Raw genomic sequence first — 16,887 nt, forward strand, 5'->3', positions numbered from 1 at the left:
TGGACTGTCTTAGTAATTCCTCATTCTCTCTTATACTATTATGCTTCTTCTTTCTTACTCTCTTGTGTTTTAGCTTTTTTAGTTTTAGCTTCTTTTGTCTCAATAGATTTTTTAATCTCTTGTCTTAAAAAGAAGTTTTCTATACCACGACTTTTGCCATTATTGACTAATAATTCTTTACCATACATATTTGCTTCTGTAATTTTTGTATAAATCTCATCAACAAGTTTAATCCATTTTTCCATATCTTTTGCACTAATTTTATCACCCAAAAATTCCTTAATGTAGAATCTAGTGCATCTGTTGCCCTTAATTCTCTAAAGATTTTTATAGTATTTAAAGACTTAAGGACAAAGACTTCTGCATTAATGTTCTTTTCAATTGTTGCAATCTTTTTAATATTGTTAGAGTCCCATTAAAGTCTTACTAAAGTTTAAGTGTAGAATTATTTATAAAACCACCCTTTGAGGGGTTTTATTATCAAATTCTATGGGGGTAGCTTTACTTAATTTTGTAGGGTAGCTTTAAGTAAAGATTTGTAGGGATTTAAGGAATATAAATTTAGAAGGTAAGATGGGGTAAGAAACTCCAAACGACCTAAAACCAAACACCCCAAAAACTAAATAAACCCAAAAAAACTTTGAAACTTTGAAAGCCAACCAACTAAACCTAAAAATATAAAAAATGATAATATTTTATATAAATTCTAATGAACTTTCAGTATTGTTTAATTTTTAATGGGGTAGAACTGAGCACTTAAATTTAGATTGATTGGTATTAACGGGGGGGGGGGCAATTATGCTTTTACGCAGCTATTTGACAATTTCCTTAGCCACTTCTGTAGCCTTAGGTTATGGCTTGAGCAATCATTGTGCCAGCCAAAACCAACTTGTTGGGGAGCTTGGAAAATGTATTGCCAACGCAGAAAACCCAGCTGGGACTTGTAGGCTTACAACACCCACTACACTAATATCTCAGCTATTTGTCCCTGCTAACGTTTCTAGAAAAGGCAATGCTGTTGTTACCTTGGAGTTATATCCCACTAGTAATTTAAATTCTTAGCAAGGGGGTGGCTTACTAGATTCTAGATTCTTTGGTGAATTTGCACATGAACCCCTTGTAAGCTTTGGCTTAGGTTTGCAAAAAGCCCATGTAAAACTTTATAGTAAAACTGATAGAATTGGTAAAAACACCGCTATATGGCTACGTAAGATGGGTTTATAGATGGTATCAGGAGTTCTGGCACCTCCGTCACATCCAAGCTATACAATGAGGGTAAAATCAATACTATCGAAAATGTTGGGAAAGCAAACCTAGAGAATAAATCACAATTGCCGGGAATATCTCTACCCAAGTTACTAACTCTAGAAGCATAAGTAATTTTAAGAATGATGGAGGCTTAAGGGTCACATTTAATAATACAGGGATTATCAATACCTTAAGCAATACTAATAGCATCAATAGCTTAAGCAACGCTGGAAGCATAGGCAGCTTTAGTAATGCTGGGACTTTAAAGGATGGATTTGATAATAAAAGTAGTGCTACTTTAACCAACTTTAGCAACTCTAGAAAGGCTGGGAACTTTAGTAATGAAAATGGTGGGAATATCACAAGCTTAAGTAATAATAGCATCCAGGAATGCTTAGCAATACTGGAACCTTAAATGGTGTGCTTGACAATCAAGGAAGTCTAGCTAATGTTAGTAACACAGGAATTGTAGGAATACTTACCAATAAAGGAAGGTTTTATCTCCCATGATAAGTCTAATGCTCAATTTAAACATAGTAATAATGCAGACTTTAATTTAAGATTTTTAACCGATTCTTATTATGGAAGTGCAAGAATAATAAAAAAATTAGGAGGAACAGATACACAATCTCTTTATCTTAATATCCAAACAAAAGGCTCTTTTGGGAAAAATAATATCTCTAATACTAGAGGAGAAGGAAAAGTAAAATCTTATTCTTATGCAGCTAATGGGAATTTAACTGCAGAATTTTTTGCTGATGATCCACAACAATCTATAAAGGTTACCTTAGGGGGAGGATATGAGGGAAGTTTCATAGGAGGCTTTTCTATGAATTATGATCCTAATATCTTTTATAAGTCTTCTCTTATAAACTTTAATGTAATTACATAAAAATTATTAATTCCAAACTATTTCATAAATAAAGGACAAAGAGAGCCACAACTTATTGCAATGGCTCTACAATCTTATACAAAAACTCCACAATGTTATGAATTATTTACTAAAAGAACTAATTTAGAATTTTAGGAGGTAACTATGCAAGATAAATATGAATTAAGAGTTACACTTACAAATAGCACAGCCATTAATATCTTAAAAGAGCTTAATAACTATGGATTAAAGCGTAAAATCATAGAAAGTGCTATTATAAAGTTTGCAAAAGGTAAGGCTACAATACAAATAGATTTAGATAATCAAGACCCTAAGAGTAAAAAAAGAATCTAAAAACTTGAAAAAACAATCCCAAATTAAAGAAACTCTACCACATAATCAATCAATCCCACAAGCTCCAACACCCAAAAAAGAGATTCTACTTTCTAAAAGTGTTACAATAAAGCAAAGAAATGGAACAAAAACCCATAAAAGAAAGTAATAAGGATTGTTTTATGTCTGACTTTGGGAATAATGTTGGAGGTAATAAATGTTAGCTAAAACACATATTACCTTTGCTCTCTCTTTAGCTTCAGTAGGTGTTTTTATAATACAGCCATTTATACCTATTGAAAGCACCCATTTATTAATCTTTTATTTTGCAGTAGCCTTTGGGGCAATCTTCCCTGATATTGATGAACCACATTCTAAAATAGGTAGAATGTTTATAGGGGTATCTCACTTAATGAATGCTATTTTTGGGCATAGGGGATTTACACATAGTTTGCCTTTTATTATTATCTTAATCCTTTTGTTAATGGTGCTATGTAATTTTGAGAGTGTTAGGACATTTATAAATGGCTTTTATGAAAATGCTTTAGTATTTCTAGTAACTGGATTTATTCTAGGTAATCTTTTGCATATAGTTGGAGATATGATGACCTTAAGTGGTGTGCCAATCTTTTTGCCTTTTAAAAGTAAAAAGTATTTTGCACTTCCTAAAGTCTTAAGATTTAGAACTAGCGGATTAGCCGACCAAGTAATTGCCTATATCTGTGGAGCATTGTTTCTTGGGATTAATGTAATGATAAATCCTAATATGGTGCATTCTTTAAAGGGGGTGTTGTGAGCACCCCTTAAAGAAGCCTAAAGTATCATAGAGGCAAAAGGCTAAGTATCTATCTTTTAAAGCCCCTCTTTAAGGGATTAATTGCAAAATATTTTTAATTGCATTTATTAGAATCATATTCCAGAAATAAACTTTACAAAACTTTTACAATACTTACACATTCTTTTTTACATTCCCTTTTTATACTTTTGTTATTACTTTAATTAAGGAGTTATCTTATGAAAAAAACTATTTTAGCTTTATGGCTGTTAGCTTGTCTATCCCTTAATGCTTTAGCGGAAAATATTTATCCTATTTCAAGGGAAATGGGTTCAGGGACTAGAGGTGCTTTTGTGGATATTTTTGGAATCCACAAAACTATTAATGGCAAAAAAATCGATGCTATTTCTCCAAAGATAGAAATTACAAATTCTACAGGTATCATGCTAACAAGTGTTGCAAACTCTAAAAATGCTATTGGTTATATCTCCTTAGGGGCTTTAAATAATACTATCAAACCTCTTAAAATTGATGGTATAGAACCAAGCATACAAAATATTACAAACAAAAGTTATACTATTTCAAGACCTTTTAATATCGTTACAAAAAGTATAAATCCTTTAATAGAGGATTTTTTAGCCTATAGTTTGTCTAATGAAGCAAAACCTATTATAGAGAAAGCGGGTTATATTTCTTTAGCCAAAGGAAATTTTCAAAGTAAGAATCCAAAAGGTAAGCTCATAATTGCAGGTTCAAGCTCGGTTACTCCGCTTATGGAAAAACTTAAAGAATCCTATGTCAAAATTAATCCAAACGCAGACATAGAAATTTCACAATCTGATTCTACTATAGGAGTAAATTCTGTGGTAGAGGGAATTGCCGATATAGGAATGGTATCAAGAGAAGTTAAAGAGAGTGAATTAAAAAAGGGCGTAAAGCCTCAAGTATTAGCTATTGATGGATTAGCAGTTATTGTCAATCAACAAAATCCTATTACTGATCTTACCAAAGAGCAGGTGCGAAAAATATTTTTAGGAGAAATTACGACTTGGGAACAAGTGCAATGATAAAAGAAAGAATCGCACAAGGAATATTTGCCATTTTTGGCTGTATTTCTATATTCTGTGTGATAATGATTTGTATATTTTTATTTGGAAATGCCATTCCTACACTTTTTCATATAGGGATTTTAGAGTTTATTTTTGGTTTTGATTGGTACCCCACTGAAGATATTTTTGGAATATTCCCTATGATCATTGGGAGTATTTATGTGAGTGCTTTAGCCATTTTTATCGGTGTCCCTATAGGTGTTTTTAGTGCGATTTATCTATCCGCTTTTGCCTCTAAAAAAACCAAGCTTTTTGCAATGCCTGCTATTGAATTATTAGGTGCTATCCCCTCTGTTGTTTATGGATTCTTTGGACTTGTGATAATAGTCCCTTGGATAAGTGGTACCTTTAATGGGGTTTCTGGGAAAAGTGTCTTAGCCGCTGCATTAATTTTAAGCATTATGATTTTACCTACGATTATCCTAATCTCTAAATCCGCTCTTGATAGCGTTCCAAAGTCCTATTATGAGGGGGCTTTAGCCTTAGGGGCTAGCAAAGAGCGAAGTGTGTTTTTTGTCAGTCTCTTAGCGGCTAGAAGCGGTATTTTGTCTTCTATTATTTTAGGGATTGGGAGGGCTATTGGAGAAGCTATGGCAGTAATTATGGTAGCGGGTAATCAAGTGCAAATTCCGCATAGTCTTGTTGATGGAGTGCGAACCCTCACGACAAATATTGCCCTTGAAATGGGATATGCGACAGATTTGCATAGAGAAGCTTTAATTGTTAATGCTGTTGTCTTGTTTGTCTTTATACTCCTTATTAATACAAGTCTTAATCTCATTAAAGAAAAACAATGAAAACAAAAATCGATAAATTATCCTTTTGTCTCTCTTTGGTTGCCAAGTTCTCATTATTGACCACCTTAGGTATTTTTGGAATCTTAATAGGATTTATTTTTTATAAAGGGATTTTGCATTTCTCTCCTAGTCTCTTTGAATGGGAATATAATTCTCAAAATATCTCTATGCTACCGGCTCTTATTAATACCTTAAATATGGTGGCATTTTCTATATTTTTAACAACGCCCATTGGGGTTTTTGGTGCGATTTTTCTTAATGAATATAATAGTAAGAAAAATAAACTCCTCTATGTTATAAAGATTGCTTCGGATACGCTTTTGGGGATTCCTAGTATTGTTTATGGTTTATTTGGTTATCTAGCTTTTGTGATTTATTTTGGCTTTAAAATAAGCTTTTTGTCGGGAGTATTAACTTTAAGTCTTATGATTTTGCCCTTGATCCTAAGAAATTCTCAAGAAGCCCTAAAATCTGTCCCCATAGAATTGAGAGAAGCAAGTTTAGCACTTGGTGCTGGAAAGTTACGCACCATTTTTATCGTAATTCTCCCTGCTAGTATCCCTATGATTTTAGCTGGAATACTTTTAAGCATAGGGAGAGTAGTAGGGGAGAGTGCTGCATTGCTCTATACTTCAGGGGGTGTGGCAAAAATAGCAGGGCTAACAGATTCTGGACGAACCCTTAGTGTGCATATGTATATTATTTCTAGTGAGGGACAATATATTAATGAAGCTTATACCACCGCTATGGTGCTAATAGTGATAGTGCTTGTTATAAACTTGTTAGCAAATTACATTGCTAAAAGACTAACCAAAGGATAAAAATGCAAAAAATTTGTTTTAATATTAAGAAAATGAATCTTTATTATGGCTCTTTTTGGGCTTTAAAAGATATTAATATGGAGATTTATAAAGACAAAGTTACGGCTTTTATAGGTCCTAGCGGTTGTGGTAAATCGACTTTTATTAAAAGTCTTAATCGTATGAATGATTTAATAGAGGAATGTAAGATTAAAGGAAAAATACTCTTTGAAAATAAAGATATTTATAAAGATATTCCCATTAATACCTTGCGTAAAAAAGTGGGAATGGTTTTTCAAAAGCCTAATCCCTTTCCTATGAGCATTTATGATAATATCGCTTTTGGTCCAAAGACGCACGGGATTAAGAAAAAGGCAAAGCTTGATGAGGTTGTTCAAGCTTCTTTAGAGGATGTTGGGTTATGGGAGGATTTAAAAGATAAATTAAAAAGTAGTGCTTTAAGCCTTAGTGGTGGGCAGCAACAAAGATTATGTATCGCAAGGGCAATAGCAACTAATCCTGAAGTGCTTTTAATGGATGAACCAACAAGTGCGCTAGATCCTATTTCTACTGCAAAAATTGAAAAACTCATTTTGCGTTTAAAAAAAGAATATACGATTATTATCGTAACCCATAATATGCAACAAGCATTAAGAATCTCCGATAAAACCGCATTTTTCTTGCTTGGGGAGATGATAGAATATGAGGATACACAAAAAATATTCCAAAAGGCTAAAAAGCAAAAGACGCGTGAGTATATTGAGGGAAGATTTGGTTAATATGTTAAAATTGTATTAAAACTTAGGATATGCTTTGGTTTATGTTTTAGAAGATGATAAAGCTATTTTAGACATTGTGCTTTATGCCTTAAAATCTCAAAATATTGAAGCAAAAGGCTTTAGTAATTTTACGCAATTACAAGTTGCCCTAAAAGAGGCTATTCCACAAATTTTAGTATTAGATTGTTTATTGCCCGGGATGAATGGCTTTGAAATTTTACAGAGGATAAAAAGTAATCCTAATACTCAAAAAATCTCTGTTTTAATGCTAACAGCCTTAGATAGTGAGATTGACAAAGTTAAGGGCTTAGATTATGGGGCAGATGATTATATGAGTAAGCCCTTTGGTGTTATGGAGTTTTTAGCAAGGATTCGTGCTATTTTGCGGCGGAAGAATGGGGATAAAGATGAAATTGTTTTTGAAAATTGCATCTATTCTATTACTAATCATCAAGTCAAAATTAATAATAAGCCTATTCCCCTTACCTTAAAAGAATTTGAACTTTTAGGGTTATTTTTGAAAAATCAAGAAAGGGCTTTTAATAGAGAGGAGATTTTAGAGGCTTTATGGGGGTATGATTATGGCACACACAGCAGGACTTTAGATATTCATATTAAAACATTGCGGCAAAAATTAGGCGATTTTGGTCATCATATCCAAACTATACGCGGTATGGGTTATAAGTTTTCTAAAGATTAAGATGCAAAGAAGAATCTTTTTTTCTATTTTTATAGGAAGTTTAAGCCTTTTGCTTCTTGCTAATGCCTTTTTGCTCTTTAGCTTAGAATTGTTTTTTCAAAAGGAAACTTTAGAGGATTTAAAAAATCAATCCAAATCTTTAATAGAGCAATTACCGCAGGATTTAACCCAGTTAGAATCGCTTGTTAAACCCCTTCAAGATTCCCATTATAGAATAAGCATTATCGATAAAAATGGCAATGTTCTCTACGATAGCTTTAGCAAAGTTTTAGAAAATCATAGCAGTAGAGAGGAAATCCAAAATGCCTTGCTTAATGGAGGGGCTACAAGTGTCCGTTATTCTAATACACTAGGGGCTAAAACACTTTATTATGCGGTGTTTTTAAAAGAAAGGGAGATTGTTTTAAGAGTGGCTAAAGAGCAAAAATATGTTAAAGCTTTATTTTTTAAGCTCCTACCCTTTTTCTTTGTAGAATCCTTTTTAGCACTACTGCTTTGTTTCTTTCTAGCTAAAGTCTTAGCAAAGGCTATCTTAAAGCCTATTTTGAAAGCTAATTTAGAGGATTTAAAAAAAGATTCGCTGTATTTTGAGCTTCATAGTTTTGTGAAAAAAATCAAATCTCAAAACAAAATTATCAAAACCCAACTTAAGCATTTGCGTCAAAAGCAGCAAGAAATGCTTTTATTAGCAGAACATATGAGTGATGGGTTAATTTTACTTAACCAACACGGAGATATTCTCTCTACCAATAAAAGCGTTAATAAGTATTTTAAAAACCTCTCATCTTGCACTATAATCTATGAGCTTAAAGAATCGCATTTTTTGAAAATCTTGCTTAATCTTTTAAGGGATTTTAAAAAACATAAACAAGAGGAAAGCAAGACTTTGCAAATGCAACTTTGTAATTTTGAATGTGAGGTGATTTTTACCCCTATTTTTGTGAAAAATAAATGTAAAGGAATGGTCGTTATTGTGCGGGATATTACACAGACTAAACTCGCACAAAATTTAAGAAAAGAATTTAGCGCTAATGTAACGCACGAGTTAAAGACTCCTTTAACCTCCATACTTGCTAGCTCTGAAATGTTGAAAAACAATCTTGTAAAAAAGGAGGATATACCCCAATTTATCGACAAAATATTTGCAGAATCTACAAGATTGCTTGTAATGATAGATGAGATTTTAAAGCTTTCATTCTTTGATGAGGGGGGAGCAGAATATTTACAAAAGCAAAAAATATCTTTAAAGAGCAATGTGTTAAAGGTTGTTAAGCATTTAAAAATGATTGCTACACAATATGAAGTTGAAATTCTTTTAGATTTACAAGAGGGTTATATCTTAGGGGAGAAAAGCTTAGTAGAAAACCTTATTTTTAATTTAGTGGATAATGCGATTAAATATAATAAAAAAGGAGGCTTTGTTAGGGTTTCTTTGCATAATTTAGGGGAGAAAATAAGACTTAGCATACAAGATAGTGGGATTGGTATCCCAGAGCATCTCCACCAAAGAATCTTTGAGCGATTTTTTTGTGTGGATAAAAGTCGCAGTAAGCAATTAGGAGGCACAGGGCTTGGATTATCGATTGTAAAATCCGCTGTTGCTTATCATCAAGCATATTTAGAGCTAAAGAGTGAGGTAGGAAAAGGGAGTGAATTTATCCTAGAATTTAACAAGATAGCATAGGGGGTAATTCCTAAGAGCATAACTTGCCCATCTTTAAAGAGTATAAAAGCTTCTTGGTGAGTTTGGCATAATCCATAGATTGCCCTTTGGAATAGAGCTTGTTTCATAGCTTGTAAGCTAGAGGGGTGAGTGTTTAGAATCTTTTAAGGAGCATAAAAAATCATAAAGCTTCTTGGTGAGTTTGGCATAATCCATAGATTCTAATGCCCTTTGGAATAGAGCTTGTTTCATAGCTTGTAAGCTAGAGGGGTGAGTGTTTAGAATCTTTTGGAGGGTGGCTTTTATATCTTGTTTGTTAAAATCACTAAAAAACGCACAATTGCTATCAAAAAGCCTTACATATTCGGGTAAATCATTAATAAGTGGAATGATTCCAGCACTTGCGTATTCCATAGTTTTAAAAGGGGAGCTAACACTATAAAGAGGGGTATTTGGGATTAGCCCTAAACCTATATCATAATGCGGTAGGGTTTTTAGCATTTCAAGCAGTGGCAAGGGAGGATGCAAAGAGATTCTTTTATCTTGTGCGATAAGGGTTTGTATTTTTTGCACTTCTTCATTAGCACTTCCTGTGAAAATATCTAAGATAAAATCCCCTTTACTTTCAAGGAAAGCCGATAAGACTACCCCTAATTGTCTATTTTTATCAATCGTGCCTGTATAGAGGAATTTAAGGGGAGTATTGCAGGTATGCAAATTATTGTTTATAGCTTCTCTATCACAATTTTCAAAGTCTATTCCTCCCGGGAGCGTGAAAATGGGAATGGGGAGATTAGGTTGGAAAAGCTCTGCTAGTTGAGGGGTCATTGTAAGGTAGGCGATACATTGCTTAAGGATTCTTTGGTGGAGGAAAAACTTAATTTTATATTCTAGGCTTTTACGCAAGAGTGCCTTTTTTTCTATTCTTGCTTCATAGATTCTACGATAGTCATGCGGAAAAGTCTCCCAAAAAATCACTTTATTGTGGGCTTTTAAGATTTGTTTAGCCACGGGATAGAAATTCCTTACAATGATGAAGTCATAATTATCAAGGTTGATATTTAATTTACCTAAAAGTTTGACAAGATTCCTATGTTTTACTCCATAGGGTAAGATATACATAGGGCATATAGAAGAGTTTTCTTGAAAAACTTTAGAATCTTTATGGAAATAAACAACTTCAACTTTTGCGTATTGTAAAAGGTATTTTTGGAAAATAGCAAGAATCTGGTTATTGGATTGCTGGTATTGCTTATCGGTAATACATAAAATTTTCATCATTTCTCTTTAAAATAAAATTTCTTTGTATGGAAAATTCCTCTTATTTAATTTTCTCATTGAGGATTTCCCTACATTGAAAGTTTCTTCATATGTTTAAGGCTTCTTGCCATTTAGGCTTTATTGCCTTTTTGCTAAACCTCTCTAACACAATCTCTCTTGCTTCCTCTCCCATTTTTTCTCTTAGAAGCTTATCTTCCATTAGTAATTGGAGCTTTAGAGCAAATCCTTGCAAATCCTTATCAGGGATTTTAAATCCACTTTTTTCTTGGATTATCTCACTGGGACCATTTGGCACATCAAAACTCACAGAGGGAAGTGCATAAGAGCCTGATTCTAAGAGCACCATAGGGAAGGCTTCATAGTGGCTACTTAGTGCGTAGATACTAGCTTGGAGATATTCTTCTTGGATATTTTTGGTAAAGGGTTTAAGGATAATAGAATCTTCTAATTCCAAAGAATGGATTTTTGCTACAATTTTTTCTTTTAACTCCCCATCTCCTATAAGATGAAGTTTCCATTCTTTTAAATGAGGGTTTTTATTCACGATAAACCAAATATCAATAAGCCGCAAAAAACCTTTTTCCTCGGAAAATCTCCCGACAGATAAAACCACTTTTTGTGTGTGATTGGTGGTAGTATTAGGCAAATCATTTAAGAAATTAGGGATAACTTTAATATGAGGATGGAGTTTTGAAAAAAGATGGATTTGTTTAGAGCTTAGAATAACTAAAGTATCAAAAAGGCGGATTCTAGGTGGAAGTAGTGGGGATTTGTGGAGATATTTCTTAAAACCTGTTTCGAAATTCCCGTGATAGAGGCGGATATAAGTAGTGTTTTTGGCTTTAAAGAAGGGGAATAAAAGCTGATGAACGATAACAAAATTTTGTGAATCTTTAGGGAGTAGTTTGTTGAAGCGGTAGGAAAACTTGAGTTTATCTAAAAAGCTTTTGGTGCAAAAGTCGGGATAGAGTTTCTTAAAATGAATAAGACAAACCCCTATGGGCATTTCAAAGGCTGGGGATTCTTCTAAAGTTGTGCAACTAATAATTGTAATTTTGTAATCTTTGGCTAATAAATAACAAAGATTGCTTACAACACGATTAATCCCGCCCACACTTGAAATATTCTTAACTACCATAAAAATATTTTTCACTAAAACTCCTTTTTGTTATGATTTAGCTTATTGTATTGCATTTCTTTTTAGAAATCTTTTAAGCTATAATTCTTTTCAATGTGAGCTTAAAGGAGTATAAATGAAAGGCGTGATTTTAGCTGGTGGAAGTGGGACTAGACTTTATCCTGCAACTTTAATGCTCTCTAAGCAGCTTTTGCCTATTTATGATAAGCCGATGATTTATTATCCACTCTCTGTGCTTATGTTAGCCCATATTAGAGAAGTTTTGATTATTTCTACTCCTCAAGATATACCGCGATTTCAAGAGCTTTTTGGTAATGGGGAGTGGCTTGGAATGCATATTGAATATTGTGTGCAAGAATCTCCTGATGGTTTAGCGCAAGGACTTATCTTAGCAGAGAGCTTTTTAGGTTGTGAGGATATAGCCTTGATTTTAGGGGATAATATTTTTTATGGGCAAGGATTCTCCCCTATGTTAGTAGAGGCAAGAGAGGAAGCGAAAAAGGGCATTGCGACAATTTTTTCTTATCGCGTCAAAGACCCTAGAAGCTTTGGCGTAGTGGAGATAGATTCTAGCGGTGGAGTCGTGAGCTTAGAGGAAAAACCTAGTAATCCTAAAAGCCATTTTGCGGTTACCGGCTTGTATTTTTATAATAATGCAGCAATTAATATCGCAAAATCTCTCAAACCAAGCCTAAGAGGTGAGCTTGAAATAACTGATGTCAATATTGCATATTTAAAAGCAAAAAGGCTTAAATCCCGAATCTTAGGGAGGGGCTTTGCGTGGCTTGATACTGGCACACACGATAGTTTGTTAGAAGCAGGGGAGTTTGTTCGGACGATTGAATTGCGGCAAGGTTATAAGATTGCTTGTTTAGAGGAAATTGCTTACCATAATGGTTGGATCAATGAAAAGGAGCTTTTAAAAAGGGCAGAAGCTTTAAGTAAAAGCGGTTATGGGCAGTATCTCTATGGGCTTTTAGATTAAATGGATTAAAAATAAGTGTTTCACTCTAAGAGGATGGAAATGAGAAATGTCTTAATTACAGGTGGGGCGGGGTTTATTGGGAGTAATTTTATCCTTTATTTTCTGCAAAAATATCCAAATTATCGTTTAATCAATGTAGATTTACTCACTTATGCGGGGGATTTAGAGAATCTACAAGGTGTGGAACATTATGAAAATTATGCTTTTATAAAGGGTGATATTTGTGATAAGGATTTTATTGAAAATATTTTTACACATTATGCGATTGATTTCGTTATTCACTTTGCGGCACAATCGCATGTAGATAATTCTATAAAAAATCCTAGTGCGTTTATAGAAACAAATATCAATGGGACTTTTAATTTGCTCCATACCGCGTATTTAAGCTGGTTTGACGCTCCTAATAAACCCAAAAAAGACAAAGAGCATTGTATATTTCATCACATTAGCACCGATGAGGTTTTTGGCTCATTAGGAGAGAGTGGCTATTTTAGTGAATCTACTCCCTATGCACCAAACTCGCCTTATTCTGCTTCTAAGGCAAGTAGTGATATGTTAGTTAGGAGTTATCATCACACTTATGGGTTAAAGACTTTTATCACAAATTGCTCTAATAACTATGGACCTAAACAACACGATGAGAAGCTTATCCCTACGATTATCCGCAATGCTTTAGCGGGTAAAGGAATTCCCATCTATGGTGATGGGCAGAATATCCGAGATTGGCTTTTTGTAGAGGATCATTGCAGGGCGATTGATGCAGTGTTTCACTCCTGTTACTTTGGTGAGAGTTTTAATATTGGCGGGAATTGTGAGCGCACCAATTTAGAGATTGCTACACAAATTTGCTCTATTTTAGATTCTGCTGCACCAAAAGCAAATGGAGAAAGTTATCAAAACCAAATCACTTTCGTGCAAGATAGGGCAGGACACGATAGGAGGTATGCAATAGATTCTATTAAAATACAGAAAATGTTAGGTTGGAAACCTGAAGAGAATTTTGAAACTGGGTTAGAAAAAACCTTAAAATGGTATTTTCAAAAATATAAAGTATAAGAGAGGAATAATGAAAATCTCGCAATTATACCAAAAAATAAGGGTGATGTATTACCAATATATACTTTCTAATACAAGAATTCAAGGGGATTTTAAGATACTCTCGCCCACCTTATTTTATACCCTAAAGGGTGGGCAAATCTGTATTGAAAATGAGGTGTATTTAGGATATTTCCCCTCACCTTACTTTTATAGTGGCTCTAATCACATTGATGTGCGGGGGGGGGGGTTGTAGTGATTAAAAGAGGAACTTATCTTAATAATAATTTTTGTCTCATTGCTAATAAGTGTAAAATTGAAATAGGAGAGGATTGTTTTATTGGTGTGAATTTTCAAGCGATTAATTCGGATTTTCACGCTCTTAGTATCCAAGAGAGGAATAATGAAGCGTTGGTTAAAAGTGCGGATATTATTGTAGGAAATCATTGCTTTATTGGCAATAATGTGAGTATTCTTAAAGGTGTGCGTTTAGGAAATGGTTGTGTAGTGGGTGCGGGAAGTGTCGTTACGCAATCTTTTGCGCCTAATTCTTTAGTTGCTGGGAATCCGGCAAGTTTAATAAAGACAATTAATCAGGAGGGGGAGTAGTGAAGTATGAGATTATAGATTTTAATGTATTTTTGGATCAAGATTCTGCACTTGTGCCATTTCAAAATAACGCAAACTGCCCTTTTGAGATTAAAAGGGTGTTTTATATCTTTGGTGCTGGTGAGGATACTATAAGAGGAGAACACGCTAATAGGCATTCACAGTTTTTGCTTATTGCGATTAAAGGAAGCTGTAAGGTATGTGTGGATAATGGATTTACAAAAGAAGTTATAAGTTTGCAATCACCAAAGCAAGGGCTATACTTAGGCAAAATGCTATGGAAGCAAATGTATGATTTTAGCGATGATTGCGTGCTGCTCGTGCTTAGCGATTGCTATTATAATGCAGATGAATACATTAACGATTATGAGCAATACCGTATGATAGTGCGGGGGGGGGGGGTAATATGTAGAGAATTACCTCTTGTGGCTTAATGAATTATGCTTTATTGCCTTTGCGGATTTTTAGTGATGAGAGAGGGAAGCTAGGCGTATTAGAATCTTATAAAGACATGCCTTTTGCGATCAAAAGAATGTATTATATCTTTGATACCTCCCCCTCTTTTGACAGAGGCGGACACGCTCATAGGGAGCTAGAACAAATTGTTTTGTGCTTATGTGGGAGTTGTGAGTTTGTGCTTGATAATGGGAGTTTAAGGGAGAATGTCAAGCTTAACTCCCCAGAAGTTGGTTTATATATTGGTAAAAATATGTGGAGGGAGATGAAAAACTTTTCTTATGATTGTAGGTTGGTAGTCTTAGCAAGTGATTATTATGATGATCGTGAGTATATTAGGGATTATGCGGAGTTTATAGAATTCATTAAGGAGATTAAATGCAAGGAGTGATGATACACCCCCTCTCTGATGTGCAGAGTAAAAATATAGGTGCAAATACAAAGATTTGGCAATTTTGCGTGGTGCTTCCTAATGCGGTGATTGGGGAGAATTGCAATATTTGTTCGCATTGTTTTATAGAAAATGATGTGAAAATTGGCAATAATGTAACGATAAAATGTGGTGTGCAGGTGTGGGATGGAATCTTAATAGAAGATGAGGTTTTTATCGGTGCAAATGTAAGCTTTACAAACGACAAATATCCTCGCTCTAAAGTCTATCCTAAAGAATTTCTAAGGACAATTATCAAAAATGGAGCAAGTATCGGGGCAGGAGCCGTGATATTACCGGGAGTTACTATTGGTGAGGGCGCACTCATTGGAGCAGGGGCTGTTGTGAATAAAGATGTCCCACCCTTTTATAAGTTCATTTCTAAAAGAGAAACTACTCTTGCGCCTATTGGTAGGTTGGGGGGGGGGGGTAAATAGTCCTCTTTTTGTTGCTTTTTTAAGCATTTCTAATAATTCCTTTTATGCTCTTAAGTCTAAGCAATGCTTTGAAAACTTTACTAGTTATAGTGCATTTATTTGTTTCTATGATAAGAAAGAAGCTTTATTTTATGCGTATGGTTTCCAACAGGGTGAAAAATCTAAAAAATACCTTAGAGATTCTAAAATAAATAATATTCTTAAATCCCCAAAAGAAAAATCCTTGAACTTTATTATCAATGCCATAACTAAAGGGGTAGCGTGATGAATACTTATTCCTTTCCTCTCCTTGGCAAACATATTGCCTTGCGTTTGGTGCAGCTAAGTGATGCGGCTTTTATTTATGCTTTACGCAATGATAAAAAAGCAAGATTCTTAACACAAATTATAGGTGGTGTTCAAGCACAAGAGCAATGGATAGTAGAATATAAAAAGCGTGAGGCTTTGGGGCAGGAGTTTTATTTTATTATACAAGGGGGTGAGTCCCTCGGCACTATTAGAATCTATGATTTGAAAGAAGATAGTTTTTGTTGGGGAAGTTGGATTATTAAAGATTCCTCACCAAGTTATGTGGCTATAGAATCGGCACTTTGTATTTATGAGTTTGCTTTCAATACTCTAGGTTTTAGGCAAAGCCATTTTGATGTGCGTAAAAATAATGTAAAGGTCGTTGCGTTTCACCAAAGATGTAAGGCAAGGATTGTAAGAGAGGATTCTAAGAATTATTATTTTAACTTTTCTAAAGAAGATTTTGCCTCAATGCAAAGGCATTATGCTAAATATTGCATATTGTAATATTATTAGCTAGGGGGATTGTAAATTAGCGGTGAAGTGGTTAAGTTTAGGATTAGGGATGGATTTAAGATTATTGTAAAGAAAGAGCAATATTTAAGGTATTATGGTGTATTATTTTAAAAAGATTTAGGCTATAAATAGAGGTTAAAGCAAGTTGCTTTAAATTTATCTCTAAAGAGTAATATTTTTATTAAAAGACTAAAAAGGAGTGAATAAATATGCAACCCAATGGTTTTCAAATTAAAACAATTCAGTTTAAAAAACTTGATTTTGAACGCGTAGAGGAATTAAGAGAGGAAATTGACCTTGATTGTGATTCGGCTATTAGTGCAGTTGCTAAAAAGAATGCTGAAAATGAATATGTTATCCAATTAAATGTAAATTTGTCTTTTAAGCAAGGAGATATGGAGATATTTTATATTAGACTAGTAATGATTGGCACTGTTGAGGTGGGTAATGCTTTTAAGGAATCTTTATTAAATAATGCTGTGCTTATAATGCAGTTTTATTTGCAACCCATAGTGGAGCAAATGATAACTATAGCAAAACTTCCTCCATTAGATTTGCCCTTTATAGATTTTGGAGAATTTGAAGTAAAAATTGAGAGTTAAAGTCTAAGAGTTATCAATAGACTTTAAAGTTATTA

Annotated in this window: 22 protein-coding genes; 19 read left to right on the forward strand and 3 right to left on the reverse strand. The window is 33.9% G+C overall.

The features are described from left to right. Positions 1 to 38: 38 nt before the first annotated feature. Complete coding sequence (locus CDV25_RS07995; RefSeq protein ID WP_108911498.1) at positions 39 to 272, reverse strand: hypothetical protein; 234 nt, start codon at positions 270 to 272, stop codon at positions 39 to 41. A 526-nt stretch (positions 273 to 798) separates the two neighbouring features. On the opposite strand from CDV25_RS07995, the gene CDV25_RS08000 reads away from it, so the two are divergent. The 9 genes from CDV25_RS08000 (at position 799) to CDV25_RS08045 (ending at position 9,096) form a co-directional block, all read left to right on the forward strand. After that, the gene (locus CDV25_RS08000; protein ID WP_162550480.1) at positions 799 to 1,062 is read left to right on the forward strand and encodes a hypothetical protein; all 264 of its coding nucleotides are present in this window, start codon (positions 799 to 801) and stop codon (positions 1,060 to 1,062) included. Between the two features lie 1,222 nt (positions 1,063 to 2,284). Then, the gene (locus CDV25_RS08010) at positions 2,285 to 2,473 is read left to right on the forward strand and encodes a hypothetical protein (protein ID WP_108911501.1); all 189 of its coding nucleotides are present in this window, start codon (positions 2,285 to 2,287) and stop codon (positions 2,471 to 2,473) included. A 196-nt stretch (positions 2,474 to 2,669) separates the two neighbouring features. Then, complete coding sequence (locus tag CDV25_RS08015) at positions 2,670 to 3,248, forward strand: metal-dependent hydrolase (RefSeq protein WP_108911502.1); 579 nt, start codon at positions 2,670 to 2,672, stop codon at positions 3,246 to 3,248. A gap of 218 nt (positions 3,249 to 3,466) precedes the next feature. After that, positions 3,467 to 4,294: a substrate-binding domain-containing protein gene (locus CDV25_RS08020; RefSeq protein WP_108911503.1), complete on the forward strand. Its 828-nt coding sequence runs from the start codon at positions 3,467 to 3,469 to the stop codon at positions 4,292 to 4,294. Further along, positions 4,291 to 5,133, forward strand: coding sequence for a phosphate ABC transporter permease subunit PstC (gene pstC, locus CDV25_RS08025; protein ID WP_204161884.1), 843 nt, complete (start codon positions 4,291 to 4,293; stop codon positions 5,131 to 5,133). Before CDV25_RS08020 ends, pstC begins: the two co-directional genes overlap by 4 nt. Then, positions 5,130 to 5,954, forward strand: a complete 825-nt coding sequence (gene pstA, locus CDV25_RS08030; RefSeq protein ID WP_108911504.1) for a phosphate ABC transporter permease PstA — start codon at positions 5,130 to 5,132, stop codon at positions 5,952 to 5,954. The genes pstC and pstA overlap by 4 nt, the downstream gene beginning before the upstream one ends. Positions 5,955 to 5,956: 2 nt before the next feature. Continuing rightward, positions 5,957 to 6,712, forward strand: a complete 756-nt coding sequence (gene pstB, locus CDV25_RS08035; RefSeq protein WP_108911505.1) for a phosphate ABC transporter ATP-binding protein PstB — start codon at positions 5,957 to 5,959, stop codon at positions 6,710 to 6,712. Between the two features lie 34 nt (positions 6,713 to 6,746). Further along, positions 6,747 to 7,412: a response regulator transcription factor gene (locus tag CDV25_RS08040; RefSeq protein ID WP_108911506.1), complete on the forward strand. Its 666-nt coding sequence runs from the start codon at positions 6,747 to 6,749 to the stop codon at positions 7,410 to 7,412. Between the two features lies 1 nt (position 7,413). After that, complete coding sequence (locus CDV25_RS08045) at positions 7,414 to 9,096, forward strand: sensor histidine kinase (protein ID WP_108911507.1); 1,683 nt, start codon at positions 7,414 to 7,416, stop codon at positions 9,094 to 9,096. 117 nt (positions 9,097 to 9,213) lie between these two features. Here CDV25_RS08045 and CDV25_RS08050 read toward each other — a convergent pair whose 3' ends face one another. Next, on the reverse strand, positions 9,214 to 10,353 hold the full coding sequence (locus CDV25_RS08050) for a glycosyltransferase family protein (protein ID WP_108911508.1): 1,140 nt from the start codon (positions 10,351 to 10,353) through the stop codon (positions 9,214 to 9,216). 88 nt (positions 10,354 to 10,441) lie between these two features. After that, positions 10,442 to 11,509: a glycosyltransferase gene (locus CDV25_RS08055; protein WP_108911509.1), complete on the reverse strand. Its 1,068-nt coding sequence runs from the start codon at positions 11,507 to 11,509 to the stop codon at positions 10,442 to 10,444. Positions 11,510 to 11,609: 100 nt separating this feature from the next. Here CDV25_RS08055 and rfbA point away from each other — a divergent pair, with 100 nt between their 5' ends. From rfbA to CDV25_RS08100, 10 genes are all read left to right on the forward strand, one after another. Beyond that, complete coding sequence (rfbA, locus tag CDV25_RS08060; RefSeq protein WP_108911510.1) at positions 11,610 to 12,479, forward strand: glucose-1-phosphate thymidylyltransferase RfbA; 870 nt, start codon at positions 11,610 to 11,612, stop codon at positions 12,477 to 12,479. Between the two features lie 39 nt (positions 12,480 to 12,518). Beyond that, the gene (gene rfbB / locus CDV25_RS08065) at positions 12,519 to 13,535 is read left to right on the forward strand and encodes a dTDP-glucose 4,6-dehydratase (protein ID WP_108911511.1); all 1,017 of its coding nucleotides are present in this window, start codon (positions 12,519 to 12,521) and stop codon (positions 13,533 to 13,535) included. A gap of 10 nt (positions 13,536 to 13,545) precedes the next feature. Next, the gene (locus CDV25_RS10335) at positions 13,546 to 13,770 is read left to right on the forward strand and encodes a hypothetical protein (protein ID WP_204161841.1); all 225 of its coding nucleotides are present in this window, start codon (positions 13,546 to 13,548) and stop codon (positions 13,768 to 13,770) included. Further along, entirely contained in the window at positions 13,770 to 14,123 is a 354-nt protein-coding gene (locus CDV25_RS10340) for an acyltransferase (RefSeq protein ID WP_204161842.1), read from the forward strand. The genes CDV25_RS10335 and CDV25_RS10340 overlap by 1 nt, the downstream gene beginning before the upstream one ends. After that, positions 14,123 to 14,557, forward strand: coding sequence for a sugar 3,4-ketoisomerase (locus tag CDV25_RS08075; protein WP_108911512.1), 435 nt, complete (start codon positions 14,123 to 14,125; stop codon positions 14,555 to 14,557). Before CDV25_RS10340 ends, CDV25_RS08075 begins: the two co-directional genes overlap by 1 nt. Beyond that, a complete protein-coding gene (locus CDV25_RS08080) occupies positions 14,557 to 14,970 on the forward strand; it encodes a sugar 3,4-ketoisomerase (protein ID WP_108911513.1) in 414 nt (137 codons plus the stop codon). Before CDV25_RS08075 ends, CDV25_RS08080 begins: the two co-directional genes overlap by 1 nt. After that, positions 14,970 to 15,446: an acyltransferase gene (locus tag CDV25_RS08085; protein ID WP_108911861.1), complete on the forward strand. Its 477-nt coding sequence runs from the start codon at positions 14,970 to 14,972 to the stop codon at positions 15,444 to 15,446. Before CDV25_RS08080 ends, CDV25_RS08085 begins: the two co-directional genes overlap by 1 nt. Further along, complete coding sequence (locus CDV25_RS08090; RefSeq protein WP_162550482.1) at positions 15,409 to 15,711, forward strand: hypothetical protein; 303 nt, start codon at positions 15,409 to 15,411, stop codon at positions 15,709 to 15,711. Before CDV25_RS08085 ends, CDV25_RS08090 begins: the two co-directional genes overlap by 38 nt. Next, the gene (locus tag CDV25_RS08095) at positions 15,711 to 16,241 is read left to right on the forward strand and encodes a GNAT family N-acetyltransferase (RefSeq protein ID WP_108911515.1); all 531 of its coding nucleotides are present in this window, start codon (positions 15,711 to 15,713) and stop codon (positions 16,239 to 16,241) included. The genes CDV25_RS08090 and CDV25_RS08095 overlap by 1 nt, the downstream gene beginning before the upstream one ends. Positions 16,242 to 16,459: 218 nt before the next feature. Beyond that, positions 16,460 to 16,852, forward strand: a complete 393-nt coding sequence (locus CDV25_RS08100; RefSeq protein ID WP_108911516.1) for a protein-export chaperone SecB — start codon at positions 16,460 to 16,462, stop codon at positions 16,850 to 16,852. Positions 16,853 to 16,887: the final 35 nt, after the last annotated feature.

The organism is Helicobacter apodemus (genome assembly GCF_003097575.1).
Lineage (GTDB): Bacteria > Campylobacterota > Campylobacteria > Campylobacterales > Helicobacteraceae > Helicobacter_D > Helicobacter_D apodemus.